Raw genomic sequence first — 18,560 nt, 5'->3', positions numbered from 1 at the left:
TATTATAGATTTAGTACAGCATTATGTATTTGCACAGATTAGCGTTTTTTTGTCTTTTTCGGGCATGTAAGAAACGGATATTGTGAAGGGCTATGATTACAATGAAATCAATTCACTTAAAAATTACGTTAATCGCAGGAGGCTGCTTCTTGCTGCTGTTCGTTGCATTGCTTGTAACAATATATTTGGAGATGAACCATACGGTTGTCCCTTTGAATAAGAACTTAACGCAGCAAGTGGTTAATGCACGCAGCGACCAGATTGATTATTGGTTTAATCAGCGCATTGGAGAGATAGACATGCTTGCTTCTCTAGCTTCGGACCATCAGTGGACACGAGATGAATTGCTGCAAGAGATCGATAAGTTCGAGGTGAAGAAGCAAGTAGAGTACGAATCCATACGCGTGGTGGATATTCACGGAAATTCCTGGTCAGCAAGGGACAAGCCTTTTTCGATACTAAACCGACCCTACTATCGAAAACAACTGCTAAATTCAGATTCCAATTATGTGGTGAGTAATCCGATCGTATCCAAAGCGAATGCAGTTGAAATCGTCGTCATTCTCTATCGCGTGAATCCATCGGTGAATGATGAAGTAGCTTATATTGCCGCAGCCGTCTCCGTCAAGAAGATGAAGGAGATTGCTCAAGATGTAATGCTATATGACCAGTCAGGCCAGCTTATCATCGATTGCAGAGAGCTGGGTGAAGGAGATGGAGCGGAGGATGCAGCAGATAAGAAGAACATGAGTGTATTTGAGGCTCCAATTCAAAATGTGGAAGGCTGGAAGCTAGTACTCGAAGTACCGAATTCAAGTCTATCGCTAGCGGTGATCAAAACCCAGCGGACTGCATTGCTGGTAGGCGTTCTTATCGGTAGTGCGTTTATCGTCTTTCTGATGCTGCTTGCTTCTTCCATTATTCGTCCAATTCAGTCGCTTCGCCAGGTAATGGAAAATGTGCAGAACGGCAACCAAACCATACGAGCAGATGTTACGCGCTCGGATGAGATCGGCGATCTTGGGCGAAGCTTCAATGACATGCTTGTTCAATTATACGCTGTGGAGCAGGACCGAAAGGAGATGGAACTCAGACTGATTCATGAGCAGATCAAGCCGCATTTTTTATACAACACATTGGATACGATCCAGTGGATGGCAACGGAACATGGAGCAGACAATGTGGTGGAGATGGTGGAAGCGCTTAGCGCGTATTTTCGATTAGGGCTTGGCACAGGCAGTCCCTACATTCTGCTTGATCAGGAGTTGTACCATGTCGAGAGTTATCTTCATATTCAAGGCGTACGATATGAGGAGATTCTGGACTACGAGCTTCGATATGATGAAAAGCTTGCTCAGTGCCAAGTCGTTCGCTTCATGCTGCAGCCGTTGGTGGAAAATGCGATTTATCACGGGATTAAGCCACTTGGGGATCAAAAATGCAAAATTTCGATCACAGCATATAAACAGGTCGATTATTTGGTCATTGAGGTTGAAAATAATGGGGTTATGATTCCTGAAGAGAAGCTTGAACAGATGAATCAAGCCCTTCTTGATGATAAATATGATCGTTCTGCCACAGGCTTTGGGCTATACAGTGTAAACCATCGCATTCGACTAGCTTACGGGGTGCCATATGGCCTTGCAGTGAAGAGCGAAGATGGCATTACCGTTATGGTCATTCGAATACCTTTGGACGGGGAGTGGAAAGAAGATGTGGAAGATTGTCATCGTCGATGATGAAACGATCATTCGCAAAGGCTTGCGACAATACATTGAGGAGAGTCCGTATCTTTTTGAGGTTGCAGGAGAAGCGAAAAGTGCAAACGAAGCATTGAATATGGTGGAGGAAGCCCCACCACATGTATGTCTTGTGGACATCAACATGCCGAATATGAATGGGCTCGATCTGATGAATATATTGCGCGAACGCTGTCCGTCGGTTCTGGTTGTCATCATCAGCGGCTACGATAACTTTGAATATGCGCGTCAAGCCGTGCAACTACAAGCATTCGATTATGTATTGAAACCTGTGCCGAAGAGTGATCTGAACAAGCTGCTTCATCGGATCGATGAGCATCTTCAGGCAAAATATCCTTTGCATTCACATGAAAGCAGGGTGGATAAGGAGCTGGGGCTTCCCGGGTATACAGGGGATGGAACAGTGCTTATCCAAAAAGTGACCGAGTATATTGACAGTCATTATCAGGATCCGGAGCTGTCTATTACTCGAGTAGCAGCGCTATTTCATATCAACCAAACCTATCTTAGCAAGCGTATGAAGCAAGAAATCGGTGCTTCATTCCTTGACTATGTCACCGAGCTTCGGATATCGAAGGCGAAGGAGATTCTGGATGACGTAATGCCGAATATCAAAATCGGGGATCTGGCCGTGAAGGTAGGGTATAAGAGCCAGTACTATTTTAGTCGTGTGTTCAAAAATAGAGTCGGTTCAAGCCCCTTAGAGTACAAAAAGCATCCGTTCGGTTATGGATAGGGCATCAAGTTAGTAGAACGCCGCAGCAATTAGGCGCCACCATATATAAACACGACGCAACCTCGAGGGGGTTGCGTTTTTTATTTGGCGGATTGCTTAGAGGACATTGATAGAAAATAGGTAGGACCTAAGGAGGTAAGCGCTATCTTTATACCTATAAAGACGCGACGTGAAGGCCTTCATGTCAACAAGTGTATACCCAATGTCATTAATTATCTATTTGAAAGAAAGGCCACTTTTCATAATGTTACTATAAGGACATTGACATATGTTATAAGCTTCTATGACGTGTCGGAATCTCGGAAGGGAGGAAAGAGCATCGAGGTAAGCTGAAATGGAAGCGCATACCATTTAGGAGATTGATGTTTCTTGACTCAAGAATCAGAAGGGAGTTCGTACGATATGAAGAGGAGTAGACAATGGGTAGCTCTCGTCATGGTTGCGATCATGATCGTAACCATGATGCCGATCGCGCAAGCGGAAGAGGCGCTGCCGCCTACACAGACAGAGGAACAGACACCAGCGAACCCGCCGGGCGAAGCCGATCCGGTCGAGGTGACGATTCCATCAGACCTACCGGGAGCGGGTACGGAGGGTGTTATTGCGTCAGTGTATGGGGCGGTATATCACAATCTTGCAGCGGGCTTATCTTATGAGTGGTCGCAAGAGCCGGAAGCTTCCTATCCGGATGAAGGCAACAAACTTACGGATGGTATATATGGGGCAAGCAATAGATCCGACGTAGCATGGGTTGGACATCATTTGGGTAAGACACGCGAAGTTGTGTTTGATTTGGGGGCGAAGAAATCACTCACGGGTATTAAAGCCAATTTCCTCGAAGATTGGCCAACGAACAATGTACTCGTGCCACTCACGGTATCGATGTACGTCTCCGATGACAAGGTGAACTGGGGACTGCTCAAAGACAATGCCACGCAGAAGCTGTGGAATGATGGTAAATACACGGAGACCTATGTGTGGGATGGCAGCAAGGACGGTATTAAAGCGATCGGCCCACATGCGAAAATCGCGTATGCTCGGTACGTGAAAGTAACATTCACAATGCATACGCGAGCAATGACCTTCGTGGATGAGATTGAAATCCTCGGTGAAGAGGGAAAAGTTGCCGGAGCCGTAACTGTTCCAACGCATACGCCGAAATTCTTGGCGGCAGGCGAAGCGACAGCGGGTATAGAGCATCTTGGACTTTTGTATAACGGGCAATATGCGAATGACTTAGGCATCTGGACGAAAGAACGGATCATTCCGAACATTAGTTATGTCGATAAGGACGGCAAGATTAAGGATCGACTCTTCGACGGCGTCCTGTATCTTGGCATTAACTCTCCAAATCCAGGTCGTGATTTCGGCGGGCGGGCTTATCTGGAAGATTGGCAATGGTATCTGGATAAGACCTTTGCGGTAGGCGGTGATATGGATGCGTTAAACGCAGCGGCTAAGGAAGTATCCGATGCGCTGAACGAGTCTGGCGTGAAGGAAAAGGTTGTCCTCATGATTCCGGATCCAGGTGAATCGATCACTAATTTCGGAGCTATTGAACAAGGTGGAGAATCGCTGAACTTTAATGATTCCGTTGGCAAAGAGAAAGCCCTTGCGAACCGTGAAAAAGCAGTTCAATGGTGGCTGCAGCAAGTCAAATCGAGATGGGAAGCAAAAGGTTATGCTAACCTCGAGCTTGTAGGTATGTACTGGTTCGAAGAGCAAATCAGCACAAGCCAATCCGGACCGGATCTGATCCGTTCGGTGAGCAGCACCCTGCATGACATGCAAATTAGCGGCAAGGACCTGAAGTTCTTCTGGATTCCGCACTTCTTCGCTTATAAAGCGTTCATGTGGAAGGATGTCGGCTTCGATGCGGTGACGATCCAACCGAACTACTTCTTCGAGCCGACGGATATCGAGCGCTTGGAGGATTCTGCGAATCTGGCGAAGCAGTATGGCATGTCCAATGAACTCGAGTTCGATGATCGGATGCTGACGGACGGCGTGTTCCGCGAGCGGTATATCGATTACTTGAACAGCGGTGCGAAGACAGGACTCATGAAGGATGGCTTCAAATCGTATTACCAAGGCAACAATGCAGTCTATAACACCGCGGTAAGTAAAGATCCAGCGACACGCGTTCTTTACGACTGGCTGTATCAATTTGTTAAAGGAACGTATCAGGTCAACGAGGCTCCGCCTTCCGAGGTAGACGTGCAGATGAACGGCAAGCCGTTCCAGAGCGGGATGAAGGTGCCCGATTCAGAATCCGTATCCTTTACATGGAAGCTTAGAACGGATGATGGTCTGACGAAAGTGACGGCGACGTATGACGGCAAGCCTTATACAGCGGGTACCGTTATTCCGCTTGCAGGCAAGCTTGGTAAGCATGAGCTTAACATTACCGTTACGGCGGGGCATATGGTGACAAAGTCATATGTTATCGAAGCAACGACAAATGCATCTGGTATGAAAGCGTTAGTCGACCGCTTCGAAAAAGCGAAGCAATTTACCAATTCTGCAACGGTGCGTTCTTTGAACAACTATTTGGAAATGATGAAGCGCTATGAAGGGAAAGATGCAGCGCAAGTCACCAAGTATCTCCAAGGCTTTAACGCAAAGCTGGATGAATTCAAGAAGGCAGGTACGATAAAAGATGAGGCGTACAATACGCTGAAGGAAAGCGTCTATTACCTGATAGGCAATTTGGCGCAGAATAAAACGGTAGAAGCTTCATCGACCGAAGGCAATAATGCGAATTATGCACCGGCTAAAGCCGTCGATGGATTCCCTGCTTCAAGATGGGCGAGCGAATACGTGGACAATACTTGGTTCCTGGTCGATCTCGATGAAGTGAAGGAAATGGATACGGTTCGAATCGATTGGGAATATGCTCGCGCCGATAAATACAAACTTCTTGTGTCGAACGATAAGCAGAACTGGATCAATGTCATGCCAAATGACGGAATTATTACCGCGCATGATGGCAAAGAAACGATTCAGTTCAACCCGGTCAAGGCAAGATACATGAAGTTACAAGGCATAAAAAGAGCAACCGATTACGGATATTCCATCTACGAGTTTGGTGTCTATAACCTCTCGGGCGCTGTAGACGTGAAGGGCATTGAGGGCATACAAGTAAAGGTTGACGAGGAAGCGAAAAAAGTAACGATTGATGGATTGCTGATGAATGGCGTCCTTACAAATGTGAAGTTGAAGGTGCTTGATCCAAAAGGCAAGGTTCATCTTGAAGATGAGACGAAGAGTACAGTCGCGGGAAGCTTCCAATTCACATTCAAACTTACAGGTAATTTAAAGGGAACCAATGAGGCGTATCTATCGACTGGCTATATGAGCGAGCCTGTAAAAGTGACCTTTGAATACTCAAAAGAAAACCCGGGTAAAGGTCACGATAAGTAATGGAGAAATAATCATCCAAGCAGCAATACGACCCGCGCTGAAACTTCCTGTACCGGTTATCGAATTATCTGTCCGAGGAAGACTTATAACCGAAGTAAAAACGTTTGAGGCGTAACATAACAAGCCGATTAGGTACCAGACCACGGGGTCTATACCTAATCGGCTTGTTTCTATGTAGACGTGACAAATAGAGGATTAGATTATATCAAGATATTATTCAGGTTTTAGTGGGATTGTATTATGTATTGTATAATAGAACGACTGCCTCAACAGGTATTTATAACATAAAACATAGGAGGATACATGTCCTGGAGCAAATTGAAGCAACAACTGGAGAGTTTTCTCTGTCCTGCGTTATACGGCAGGGTTGAATATCGCGCAAGTAGTTACCGTTATTTACCTGATAAATCAGGGAATTGTTATATTTCGGTAGATAAAAAGAACGTACTTAATATGAATGATAGAACTAGCTCAATTAGATGGTATCAGACGGAGCAGGAGATTAAGAATGATTCAGATCTTCAAATTCCTATCAACCATGAAGACATTGAAGCGGTTAGAAAAGATAGCAAGGGGATCATCCCGGAGGATCGTTTAATAGTCATTGCAAGAAGCAGAAAAATATCAGAAGTTGCAAAGGAGCTTTTGTCAGCACAGACGTCATTAAGTAAATCGAATTTTATTGTTATAGCTACTAAGTATTTATCTATTTCCATAGAGGAGAGCTTAGAAAGTGACGATATCTTATTGAATATTCTAGCCTTAGTGGACAGACGAGTTGGAAAAAAGCGAATTTTAAACATGAGCGAGAAGATGAAGTTAAAGCATCCAAGTGTGCAATATTTTTATGAACTAAGGCGTAGTACATTATAAAAATAAATAACTTCATTGAATATTCAAGAAACACTCCCTACAAAAATCCCTAATTCTACGCGACTTCTTCCCACCATAACAATAGCCATGATAATGAGAGGGATGTTCGCATATGGTGCATATGGAATCGGAGAGTGTCGCTCTACTGGTAAGGAAGGATACAGTGTTATGAAATCCTTATATTTATTGGACTTTACGGACAAGTATGAGGAAAAATCGTTGTTAAAGAGATGGCATCATTGCCGTCTCTTTTTTGTTTCACTTTTTTAGTATTGCGCTGACTCTGGTTCCCGCTACCGCATCTTACGATCACAAGTACGAAGACTGCAGCATAATTAGCGTTGATGCTTATGTTCAAGCTCTCTCTGCTCTGCTCTGCTAGGTGACGGGAATCATAGACGTACTTGCGTGATGTTGCTACGATGTTCCATGGAAATTAAGTGAAAGTGATCACAAGAAATTACAGAAGGAGTTATTTATCGTGAAAAGAATCGTAACACTGAGCACCCGCAAACTGATGGATACCGCAAAACACGGCGGATGCGGCGCATGCCAGACATCTTGCCAATCCGCTTGTAAAACTTCCTGCGGCGTTGCAAACCAGAAGTGTGAAAATGCAATGAACAGATAGGATTCGGAATTTTACCGCCCATTGCTCTGCTGATGGGCGGCTATTTTTAAGAAATGGACGCTTCCTCTAGAGGATAGCAAAGCCGTTTCTACTTGTGTGCAAAAGGAGCTTGATTAGTAAGTATGATTCATCAATATAAACTAAACGGATACAATATCGTGCTCGATACCTATAGTGGCTCGGTGCATGTTGTTGATGACCTAGCATATGAAATTATAGCGGAGTATGAGAAAACTTCTGCCGAAAAAATCGTGACAACGCTGTTGGATAAATATAAAGATGATTCCAGCATTTCCGAGAGCGAAATTCGAGAAACCATCGCGGATATCGAGGAACTTAAAAATGATGGACAGCTTTTTACAAAAGATGAGTATGAGAACCTCTCGCTTGATTTAAAAAAACGAAAAACTTATGTCAAGGCACTCTGCCTCAATGTTGCGCATACCTGTAATTTGTCATGCGACTATTGCTTCGCTAGCCAGGGGAAATACAACGGAGATAGGGCAATCATGAGCTATGAGGTTGGACAAAAAGCTATCGATTACCTGCTTGAAAATTCGGGTCATCATCGAAACCTGGACATCGACTTTTTCGGCGGGGAACCGCTTTTGGCCTGGAAAGTTGTTAAACAGATCGTAGCTTATGCAAGAAGCAAGGAACAAGAATACAAAAAAAAGTTCCGCTTCACCTTCACGACGAACGGGATGCTGCTGAACGATGAGGTCACCGAGTTTTTAAATCAGGAAATGTACAATGTCGTATTAAGCCTGGATGGAAGAAAAGAGGTTCATGACCGACTTCGCCAAACGGTTAACGGAAAAGGCAGCTACGATCATATTGTTCCGAAGTTCAAGGAATTCGTTCGTAAGCGCGGGGACCAAGAGTACTATGTTCGAGGAACTTACACTCGTAACAATGTCGATTTCACCAACGATATATTTCATATCGCAGACCTTGGTTTTGACAAGATCTCGATGGAACCAGTCATCTGTGATCCAAAGGAACCCTATGCACTTACCGAGGAAGATCTCCCGGAGATATACAACCAGTACGAAATTCTTGCCAAGGAAATGATCGGTCGCGGTGAACAAGGTAAAGGGTTTACCTTTTATCACTACATGCTTGACCTCTCGGAAGGACCTTGCATCCAGAAGAGAATCACTGGCTGTGGTTCAGGAACGGAATATCTTGCTGTCACACCCTGGGGAGAGCTCTTCCCTTGCCACCAGTTCGTAGGGGATGAAGAGTACAGCATGGGAAATCTCTGGGATGGAATCACACAACCTGAGCTGCAATGTCAATTCCAAGAGAGCAACTGCTACTCGAAGCCGGAATGCAAGGACTGCTGGGCGAAACTCTACTGCAGCGGCGGTTGTCCTGCCAATGCGCTGCACGCGACGGGTTCCCTGGTCGGAACTTATGACTTCAGCTGTGACATCTTCCGCAAGAGGGTCGAATGTTCCATGATGGTGAAGGTTGATGAATCTATTAGAGCGATGGAAGGGCAATCTAGCTAGTTAACGTAACGGACGAATAAACTATAACCGAGAAATAGACACTTTTAAATAAAGTGCCTTTCTCGGTTTTTTTTGTATTAACTAGAACTACGATCATAGATCGTCTTTTCCATCGGCAATCAGGATGCGGAATTCAAAACATGACGGCCTAATCTGTTTAATAGACAGAGAGGGCTTTTTTAATGTGCGAATCTATGATGTTTTCTTTGAATACAAATATATATGACTAAAGTCATATTAAATTCGTGTTTCAGCGTATTTTTTTGTCGAAAAATAAACTATTTTCTGAGAAATGTCGATATAATAGGATAGAAATCTGCTTTTCTGTATTAACTGCAATTACGGAAGCGTTAACAATTATATGAATAGTCATTCGACAAGGAGGAAAGCAATGTTAAAAAAGTTAGGCAAGATTGGATTGGCTTTTATATTAGTCATTGGACTGCTACCGATGATTTCACTCCGGGCATACGCTGCCATCCCCTCATTCACCAAAACGGTGGACATTCCCATTCAGCCTCCAGTTACAAACGCCTCGGGTAAGAATGTTTCTGATGTTGATGTTCTTCCTGACGGAAGTACCGCAGTAGTGTTGAACACATTCGCTTATCAAGGCAATTCCTACGTTTATTCTTATTTTTTGAAGATTTTTGACAGCACGGGGACACTTAGAACAGATGTTGATCTGAGCAGTCTAATGGATACCTATTACAAAATGACTGATGTGAATATGCTTGCGCTAAGTGACGGAAAGATTCTGATTACTTACCATAAAAGCGACAGCGGCGATAACAATTTGCAATTGGGAACCGTTAGGGAGAGTACTCCCAATGCCTATTTCATGGTGCTAAACCAGTCAGGACAAAAGGTGGTCGGTCAGACGCAGATTAATACATACTCTGCCGCCAGTACCCCGGCACTCACGCGCTTTGTCTCTATAACGGAGTTGTCTGACGGCAATATAGCTTTTTCCTGGCAACGAAACGACAATATTAGCACGGCTACGCGTGTGTTCTCTGTTACGGGAACCCCGGTCTCGAGTGAAACGCTATTGGTTAACCATAATGCGAGCATGTCTTATGTATCCGCTGGAGACGGTGTATATATGGTTGCTTACAATTCGGGAGTAGGACCCCAGACGGATACTATTCATCTGAAAATATTCAGTAATAGTGGGACTCTGTTAAAAACGATTGATAAAGGTATAAGAACGGATGAAAAACAGCTGTTTCTATCCACGTTGAACAACGGCAATTTCATGTTCAGCCAATATAGCTATAGAAACGGCACATCAACAGTCTCCTTATATGATAAGAACGGTACGAGCAAAGGTGATTTTACGGTAAATGGCTCTCTGGGTGAATCATCCGCTGCCGTATATAAGAATTCTGCAACTCCGGGATTTGTAACCGTAAGTACAGACTCTACCTCCAATAAAGCCATCGATGATGCGTACAACTATGGTAAAGAATGGTCTGGAACGCAGTATGCTTACCTGAATTATTATGACAATGACGGTAATTTGGTTTTTACATCGGATCAGCCGGTGGATTCCGCTCCGGTGGTTTTTCAGGGTTACAATGAAGACACTTGGATGTTCGATGTGGAATATTATCCAAGCTTCCGGTTGTATCCTACCTTTGGTGACAAGCTTCTCTTGGTGACAACCGATAATACGGACGCTGATCATTATAGAATAACCGCTAAAATATTTGAAACGGGAGCTCCGGCACCAGCAGCCATCATTGACTATGCAGCTGAGCAACTGACAGGACTGACGCCAAACAGCGCGTACTCGGTTAACAACGGTACGGCGGTAACGGCGACAGCGGATGGTAAGCTGGCTATAGACATCAGCTGGTTGGGAACGTCAGTGAGCATCGTTAAGAAAGCCGATGGTTCGACGACAACGGATAGCCCAGCACAAACGCTGATTATTCCATCCCGTCCAGGGGCGCCGACTGGTGTAACGGCGACGAATGAAACGGCGATAAGTGCTAACGATGGTACATTGACTAACGTAACAACTGCAATGGAGTACAAGAAGGGTGTGGCGGGTACTTGGACGAATATTTCAGGTGCGACCGTAACGGGACTTGATCCGGACATCTACTATGTCCGGACAAAAGCGACGGTGACGGCGTTTGCGTCAGAACAGAAGAGCGTTACGGTGGCTACGTTCGTGGCAACACCGGAAGCGACACCGGCAGCCATCATTGATTATACGGCAGAGCAGTTAACTGGTCTGGCGCCAAGCGGTTCGTACACGGTGAACGGTACGGCAGTAACAGCGACAACAGATGGTAAGCTGGCCATTAACAGTGGTTGGTTGGATACGTCGCTGAGCATCGTGAAAAAAGGCAATGCCTCGACGACATTGGATAGCGCGGCGCAGACGCTAAGCATTCCGCCACGTGCAGAGGCGCCGACTGGTGTGATAGCGACGGATGAAACGGAGATCAGTGCTAACAATGGTACATTGACGAACGTGACAACCGAGATGGAATTCAAGAAAGGTACAGCAGGTGTATGGACGAGTGTAGCAGGTGTAACCGTAACGGGACTTGTTCCGGACACGTATTATGTGCGGACGAAAGCGACGACGACGGCATTTGCTTCAGAAGCGAAGAGCATAACGGTGGCTACTTTCGTGCCAACGCCGGAAGCAGCACCGATAGCTAACATTGACTATGCGGCCGAGCAGTTAACAGGTTTGACGCCAAGTGGCTCGTACACAGTAAACGGCACTTTGGTTACAGCGACAGCTGATGGCAAATTAGCTATTGGCAGCAGTTGGTTGGGGACGTCACTGAGCATCGTGAGGAAGGGCAATAGTTCTACGACAACGGATAGCACAGCGCAGACGCTAAGCATTCCGATCCGTCCAGGGGCGCCGATAGGTGTGACGGCGACAGACGAAACGACGATAAATGCTAATAATGGTACCTTGACGAACGTGACAACCGAGATGGAATACAAGAAGGGTGCGGCAGGTGCATGGAAAGATGTGACGGGTGTAACCGTAACGGGACTAACTCCGGACACGTACCATGTGCGGACGAAAGCGACTAGGGCGGCATTTGCGTCAGCTTCAGTGCAAGTGGCGGTGGTTGCTTTTGTAGCAACACCGGAAGTGGCGCCGACAGCTGTTATTGATTATTCGGCCGAACAATTGACAGGTCTCACGCCAAACAGCTCGTACACAGTAAACGGAGCTTTGGTAACAGCGACAGCTGATGGCAAATTAGCTATTGGTAACAGTTGGTTGGGAATGTCGCTGAGTATTGTGAAGAAAGGCAATGGCTCGACGACAACGGATAGTGCGGCGCAGACGTTAAGCATTCCGTCCCGTGCAGGGGTGCCGACTGGTGTAACGGCGACGGATGAAACGGCGATAAATGCCAACGATGGCAAATTGACGAACGTAACAACCGTGATGGAATACAAGAAGGGCACAGCAGGTGCATGGACGGATGTGTCAGGCACAACCGTGACAGGACTTATTCCGGACACATATTATGTGCGGACGAAAGCGACTTTGACAGCATTTGCGTCAGAAGCGAAGATCGTGACGGTGGCTACGTTCGTGCCAACGCTGGAAGCAACACCGACAGCCATCATTGACTATGCGGCAGAGCAGTTGACAGGCTTGACGCCAAGTGGCTTGTACACGGTAAATGGTTCAGTGGTTACGGCGACAGTAGATGGTAAGCTGGCCATTAATAGTAGTTGGATAGGAACATCGCTAAGCATCGTGAAGAAGGGCAACAGCTCGACGACAACGGATAGCGCAGTGCAGACGCTAAGCATTCCGTCCCGTTCAGTGGCGCCGATTGGTGTGACAGCAACGGGTGAAACGGGATTGAACAGAAACGATGGTACGCTCATCAATGTTACTACTGCAATGGAATACAAGAAAGGTACAGCAGGTGCATGGACGGATGTACCTGGTACAAGCGTGACTGGGCTTACTCCAGACACGTATTATGTGCGGACGAAAGCAACAGCGACGGCATTTACCTCGGCTTCGGTGCAAGTGACGGTATCGGCATTCACGAAAATGCCAGAAGCGACGCCAGCGGCGATCATCGACTATGCTACTGAACAGTTGGCAGGCCTAACGCCAAGTGGCTCATACATGGTAAACGATACAGCGATTACGGTGCCAGTAGATGGTAAGCTGGAAATTGATAGCAGCTGGTTGGGAACGTCACTGAGCATCCTTAAGAAAGGTGACGGTTCAACAACTACGGACAGTGCGGTACAGACGTTAAGCATTCCATCTCGTGCAGCGGCTCCGGTAGGTGTGACTGTTACGGATGTAACGTACAATGGGGCTAACAACGGTACCATTCAGAATCTGACAGTCCAAATGGAATACAAAATAGGCAGCACTGGTCTTTGGACAGAAGTTACAGACACAATGATTACTGACCTTGCGCCGGACACGTATTATGTTCGGGAAAAGGCAACGGCAACAGCATTCGCTTCTATTGCTGCTCAGGTTATCGTTCATGACTCGAATGCGGTCATCCCGTCCGCGCCTGAAGTCACGGCTGATGATCTGAACAATACGATTGCTGGTCTGGACACAAGTATGGAATTTTCTGTGGACGACGGACCTTACGTACGGTACGACGGAACAAACTTGCCGGATTTGAGTGGTGAGCACATCGTTAAGGTACGTGTGGTAGCTAGCGGGTCCGTTCCGGCAGGACCGGCAACCACGCTGACCTTTACAATTAATATGCTTAACCCTGCCGATGGCTTGAACGTGATCGCCATCGATCCAAGTGGCTCGGCAAATAACGGCTATACACAAATCACCGTAACGCCTGCGCTGGCTGAAGGACATAAGCTCCTTTATAAGAACTTTGGCGCTGGTAGCGTCGTCGTACCAAATGTGGGAGATGTCCTGACTGGATACACGCTTGTAGGCAGTGAGGGATTGGTTCCTGCGGCCAATGGAGATACGATTGGGATTGCAGAGGTAGATGCTGACGGCAAAGTGGTGAAATACGGTAGTGCAACAGCAGCTGTGGTGGCTGATACCGTAACACCTGGTACTGATCCGGTCAGCCCAGGATCCGGAAGCAACTCGAATAGTGGAACAACCCCCGGTAACGCGAACACAGTCGTTACCGATGTGATCGTCCTTGTTAACGGTAAGGAAGAGAACGCGGGCAAAGCAACAACAACGACCTTAGGAAACGTGGCAACAACTATTATCGTCGTCGACCCAGCTAAACTCCAAGTGAAGCTGGACGCGGAAGGTAACGGGGCGGTGGTGACCGTTCCGGTGACGCAGGATTCCAACATCATCGTCGCTGAGTTAAACGGTCAAATAATTAAGAACATGGAGAACGCATCGGCTACCCTAGTGTTTCAGACAAGTAAAGGTACTTATACTTTGCCAGCCGACGAAATCAATATTGATGCGTTAGCTAAAAAACTTGGAAGCGGCTTGAAGCTGGAAGATATCATACTGAAGATTACGATCAGTGAGACCTCGCCATCTATGAACCAAGTAGTGACAGGTGCTGCAAGCAGTGGTGGATTCACACTTGTTGCACCGTCACTAGATTTCACTGTTACCGCTACTTACGGTACATCGACAGTGGAAGTGAGTCAGTTCAATGCTTACGTAGAGCGGATAGTGACACTTCCAGGTGGTATTGATCCGAATCGGATTACGACTGGAGTCGTTGTGGAGCCAGATGGCACAGTGCGCCATGTACCGACTAGATTCGTTCTGAAGGAGGGCAAATACTACGCAGTTATTAAGAGTGTGACGAATAGCTCGTATTCGGTGATCTGGCATCCGCTGACTTTTGCGGATGTGGAGAATCATTGGGCGAAGGACGCCGTGAACGATATGGGATCTCGTCTAGTAATTAATGGAGTGAACAAAACGATCTTTAACCCGAATGCAGATATCACCAGGGCAGAGTTCGCGGCGATCATTGTACGCGGTCTGGGACTGAAACTTGGTGAAAGTAAGACAGCATTTGCGGATGTATCAGCGAATAGCTGGTATGCAGGTGCGGTTGAAACGGCATCGAAGTACGGTCTGATCACCGGTTTTGAGGACGGGACATTCCAACCGAATGCTCCAATCACTCGCGAGCAGGCCATGAACATTATCGCTAAAGCGATGAAGTTAACAGGCCTTGCGGACCAGACTGGCACAGTGGATGTGACAAACGTGCTCGCAGCCTTTACAGATGCCGGTAACATAGGTGTCTGGGCTAAGGACAGTCTGGCGCTTGCGGCCAAAGCTGGCTTGATTAGTGGCCGTGGTGACAATAAGCTGGAGGCAAAGGCTAATGTCACCCGCGCGGAAGTGGCAGTTCTGATTCAGCGGTTGCTGCAGAAGTCGGGGCTTATTGATTAAATTGTGAAGGGTAATGAAAAGCGGATTCAGCATAGGGCTGAATTCCGCTTTTTTTTCTTGATAGGGCTTCGTAAAGATCTGTTTGGAGAAGGATTGGTCAAGGCACGTTTGATTATTTGTGTAATTTCGGATTCTTCTGTCAACATAAGGAGGGATTACAAGGGGGGGGGGAAGCCCACAGCTTGTCCGATTAATTCATCATATGCAGGAGTTTGTCTTTATAGATGAACCCTATCAATTGATTCGTGCTGATTTGATAGAAATAGTAATTGGACAAATTCAAGCACTTAATACGGAATTAGTATCTGTGAAAATGCAGCTACAATACATAGAGAAGTATAAACATAATGCGGCTTTTGTCTGCTTGCTGGAGCAGGATCAATCCAATCTGATTAAATACCTTGCACCTATTGTATATATGGATGATATAGACGAGCATGCCAAACGCTTTGATAATTTAATATATAGTCTAATGCTTGCACAGGTTGAGGAATCTCCTCAAATGATGAGGGCTCATCGTATAAAGTTTGTTCACACTGTCTACCCCACTCATGTAGAATGCATAGTATTGATGGAAAGAAAGTCGCAACCCCAAAAACTCGTGAAAAAAACGGGGGAATCATCAAATTCAAGTGTGTCTTTATTTATGCGAACAATGGTGATTGCAGGTTGTGGCTGTTTTTAACAGGGGGTTATTCATATTGAACAAAGAGGTTAGCCAAATGGCTAAACCCCTTTTTAAGTTGCTTTTGTAAGTTGTAACTGATTTCTATTCAGTCGTCTTTGTGAACGTTTAAACAGTTAATTCATCTTGTGAATCAAAGCTCCTCTTTAGAGTTCTTCATTGGCTTTGAAGCATGGAGATGTTAGAAGGATCCTACCATGAAAAAACCAAACAAAATTACTGCTGATTTCTAAAAAGAGAAAATATAGGTATTTAGTGCTAATAAAATGGATACGAAATACCGATGTAATATTATGGGTGGTGACAATATGAGAATTGCGCATAACATCTCTGCATTAAATACATTAAATAAATTAAATAAAAATAACAAATCCATAGGAACTTCATTAGAAAAGTTGTCTTCAGGATTATTTATTAATAAAGCGGCAGATGATGCAGCGGGATTGGCAATATCGGAAAAAATGAGAGCGCAGATTCGTGGATTAGCTCAAGCTGGAAGAAATATTCAAGATGGTATTTCACTAATTCAAACCGCTGAAGGGGCATTAGGGATAATACAAGACCCTAATCTTTTAAGGTTAAGAGAACTTGCTGTACAGGCTTCTAATGGTACTTTAACTGATTCAGATAGAAGTCATATTCAAAAAGAAGTTCAACAAATTAAGCAAGGGATAAATGAAATTGCAAATAACACAAATTTTAACGGAATTAACTTATTGAATGCCAGTTCGAGCAATTCAGGAACCTATACAATATATACAGGTGAGAATATTTCTTCATTAACTAGTTCAACTTTAATTGGAAATAGTGACAATATTCATAATGCTGCAGGGGTTGAAATTATTGCCGGGGTGAATGATGAGCTGACGGTGAAAGTTGATGGGAATTCTTATTCTGTTACTATTGCCTCAGGGATGTATAACGGCTCTTCAACTGCTATATACAATGATATTAATTCCAAACTTGCAGCATTAGGGGCACCTGTAAAACTTACTGATGTGTATAGTAAGTGGGATGATACTCATATGAGAACATTACTTACGAGCACAATACCAGGCAATCATATGATCGAAATCGAGGGAACTGCATTTAATGAGATATTTGCTCAAGAAGATAACTTTTTGGGGAATTATCATGTGTGGGGAAGAGAGGCGGATTTTTCAATAGGTTATACCGTGGTTTCAGGTGTAAACGATACGCTTGATTTTAAAGAAAATGGAGTATCCAAAACGATTGTGCTAACTGAGGGGGCCTATAGCAGAGATGAGTTTATTATTGAATTAAATAAACAACTCACGAATGTCGGAGCCCAAGTTACGGCGTCTTTTACTGGTCCAATTGGCGTAAACACGAGCGCAGGGCCGGGTAATACTCATTACATGCTCTCATTGAAGCATAATTCAAGCAATTCTAAGAATGCCATACAGTTGGTATCCGGCAATGCATTGAATCCATTATTTATACGTTTGGCTAATCCTGGTGATGTTTGGACTCCAAGTACAAAGAGTTACCTCTTAACCAATATTGATATTTCAAACGGAATATCAATAGAAAATAGTCAAGATTGGGAATTTACCGTTGATGGTTCAATCAAAAAACAAGTTACATTAGGCGCAGGTTCATATACTACTTCCGATTTCATTAATATCCTTAATAATCAATTTGACAAAATTAGTGCTGGTATAATTGCTAAAAATGATAACGGCATACTTAAGTTTGAGCGAGAAATGAATGGTAGTAGTTATACGGTATCTGATCTAACAATCATTGATGCTGCTAAAAATAGTAATACATTACATTTAGAAGTAGGTCCGAATGCAGGTAATATCTTTATAGTTAATTTATCAGACGCGAGGACAACTGCCCTAGGCATTAATGGGATTGACTTTTCAACAATACAGGGTGCAGAATCAGCAATATCCAAAATTGATAAAGCAATAAAAATAGTTTCAGCAGAGCGGTCTAAGTTCGGTGCTTATCAAAATGCATTAGAACACATACATAATAATGTTTCGAATTACGGAGTTAATTTAACGGCAGCGGAATCAAGGATAAGAGATGTGGATATGGCGAAAGAAATGATGAGAATGACTAAGAATAATATCATTGCTCAAGCATCTCAAGTGTTATTGGCTCAAGCCAATCAAAAACCACAAGATGTCTTAGAATTATTAAATATATAAGTTTAGTTCCTTCTTGCTTAAGAATCAACCAAGGCTAAGATGTATGGGCTATTATAACAATTAAGCGAATACTGCCACATCAGGACTGTCCAATAAGTGTGGAAAGTGTGGCGTTTCTTGTGCGAAAGTTGTAGCCCCACAATAAACTCGTGACTAAAATCGAATGAAGACGTGATAGACATCGGAGAAAAGCATGAGTGAAGAAGTGAAAATCTTATCCATCAAGCCTTTCCCCTGTCTTTCTATCAGGATATTATTCAGATTATTATAAAGTCGTGATATAAAAAAGGAAATAATTGGGGAAATTACGGTTTTTTAACAGGAGTTTATTAATACGAACAACGGAAATAACGAATGA

The 18,560-nt window shown here is 44.7% G+C and carries 9 protein-coding genes; all 9 read left to right on the top strand.

What is annotated here, in order from left to right:
* The first annotated feature begins 149 nt into the window (after positions 1–149).
* The 9 genes from MKX60_RS00530 to MKX60_RS00490 all read left to right on the top strand — a co-directional run bounded on the left by MKX60_RS00530 (position 150) and on the right by MKX60_RS00490 (position 18,202).
* A complete protein-coding gene (locus MKX60_RS00530; protein WP_341058842.1) occupies positions 150–1,739 on the top strand; it encodes a sensor histidine kinase in 1,590 nt (529 codons plus the stop codon).
* The gene (locus MKX60_RS00525) at positions 1,714–2,496 is read left to right on the top strand and encodes a response regulator transcription factor (protein WP_341058841.1); all 783 of its coding nucleotides are present in this window, start codon (positions 1,714–1,716) and stop codon (positions 2,494–2,496) included. Before MKX60_RS00530 ends, MKX60_RS00525 begins: the two co-directional genes overlap by 26 nt.
* 402 nt (positions 2,497–2,898) lie before the next feature.
* Positions 2,899–5,919: a DUF4855 domain-containing protein gene (locus tag MKX60_RS00520; RefSeq protein ID WP_341058839.1), complete on the top strand. Its 3,021-nt coding sequence runs from the start codon at positions 2,899–2,901 to the stop codon at positions 5,917–5,919.
* Positions 5,920–6,222: 303 nt separating this feature from the next.
* The gene (locus MKX60_RS00515) at positions 6,223–6,792 is read left to right on the top strand and encodes an SF0329 family protein (RefSeq protein WP_340974062.1); all 570 of its coding nucleotides are present in this window, start codon (positions 6,223–6,225) and stop codon (positions 6,790–6,792) included.
* 481 nt (positions 6,793–7,273) lie between these two features.
* The gene (gene scfA, locus MKX60_RS00510) at positions 7,274–7,423 is read left to right on the top strand and encodes a six-cysteine ranthipeptide SCIFF (RefSeq protein ID WP_076098734.1); all 150 of its coding nucleotides are present in this window, start codon (positions 7,274–7,276) and stop codon (positions 7,421–7,423) included.
* Between the two features lie 122 nt (positions 7,424–7,545).
* Entirely contained in the window at positions 7,546–8,940 is a 1,395-nt protein-coding gene (scfB, locus tag MKX60_RS00505; protein WP_341058838.1) for a thioether cross-link-forming SCIFF peptide maturase, read from the top strand.
* A 391-nt stretch (positions 8,941–9,331) separates the two neighbouring features.
* Entirely contained in the window at positions 9,332–15,334 is a 6,003-nt protein-coding gene (locus tag MKX60_RS00500; RefSeq protein ID WP_341058836.1) for an S-layer homology domain-containing protein, read from the top strand.
* A gap of 238 nt (positions 15,335–15,572) precedes the next feature.
* Positions 15,573–16,019: a hypothetical protein gene (locus MKX60_RS00495; RefSeq protein ID WP_340974066.1), complete on the top strand. Its 447-nt coding sequence runs from the start codon at positions 15,573–15,575 to the stop codon at positions 16,017–16,019.
* 308 nt (positions 16,020–16,327) lie between these two features.
* Positions 16,328–18,202, top strand: a complete 1,875-nt coding sequence (locus MKX60_RS00490; RefSeq protein ID WP_341058835.1) for a flagellin N-terminal helical domain-containing protein — start codon at positions 16,328–16,330, stop codon at positions 18,200–18,202.
* Positions 18,203–18,560 lie beyond the last annotated feature (358 nt).

Source organism: Paenibacillus sp. FSL R5-0914 (genome assembly GCF_038004525.1).
Lineage (GTDB): Bacteria > Bacillota > Bacilli > Paenibacillales > Paenibacillaceae > Paenibacillus_AQ.
This window is presented reverse-complemented; position numbering and strand designations above follow the sequence as displayed.

Excerpts from the sequence above, each read along its gene's own strand:
- MKX60_RS00525 (WP_341058841.1), top strand. The coding sequence starts at position 1,714 with ATGTGGAAGATTGTCATCGTCGATGATGAAACGATCATTCGCAAAGGC.
- MKX60_RS00520 (WP_341058839.1), top strand. The coding sequence starts at position 2,899 with ATGAAGAGGAGTAGACAATGGGTAGCTCTCGTCATGGTTGCGATCATG.
- MKX60_RS00515 (WP_340974062.1), top strand. The coding sequence starts at position 6,223 with ATGTCCTGGAGCAAATTGAAGCAACAACTGGAGAGTTTTCTCTGTCCT.
- scfB (WP_341058838.1), top strand. The coding sequence starts at position 7,546 with ATGATTCATCAATATAAACTAAACGGATACAATATCGTGCTCGATACC.
- MKX60_RS00500 (WP_341058836.1), top strand. The coding sequence starts at position 9,332 with ATGTTAAAAAAGTTAGGCAAGATTGGATTGGCTTTTATATTAGTCATT.
- MKX60_RS00490 (WP_341058835.1), top strand. The coding sequence starts at position 16,328 with ATGAGAATTGCGCATAACATCTCTGCATTAAATACATTAAATAAATTA.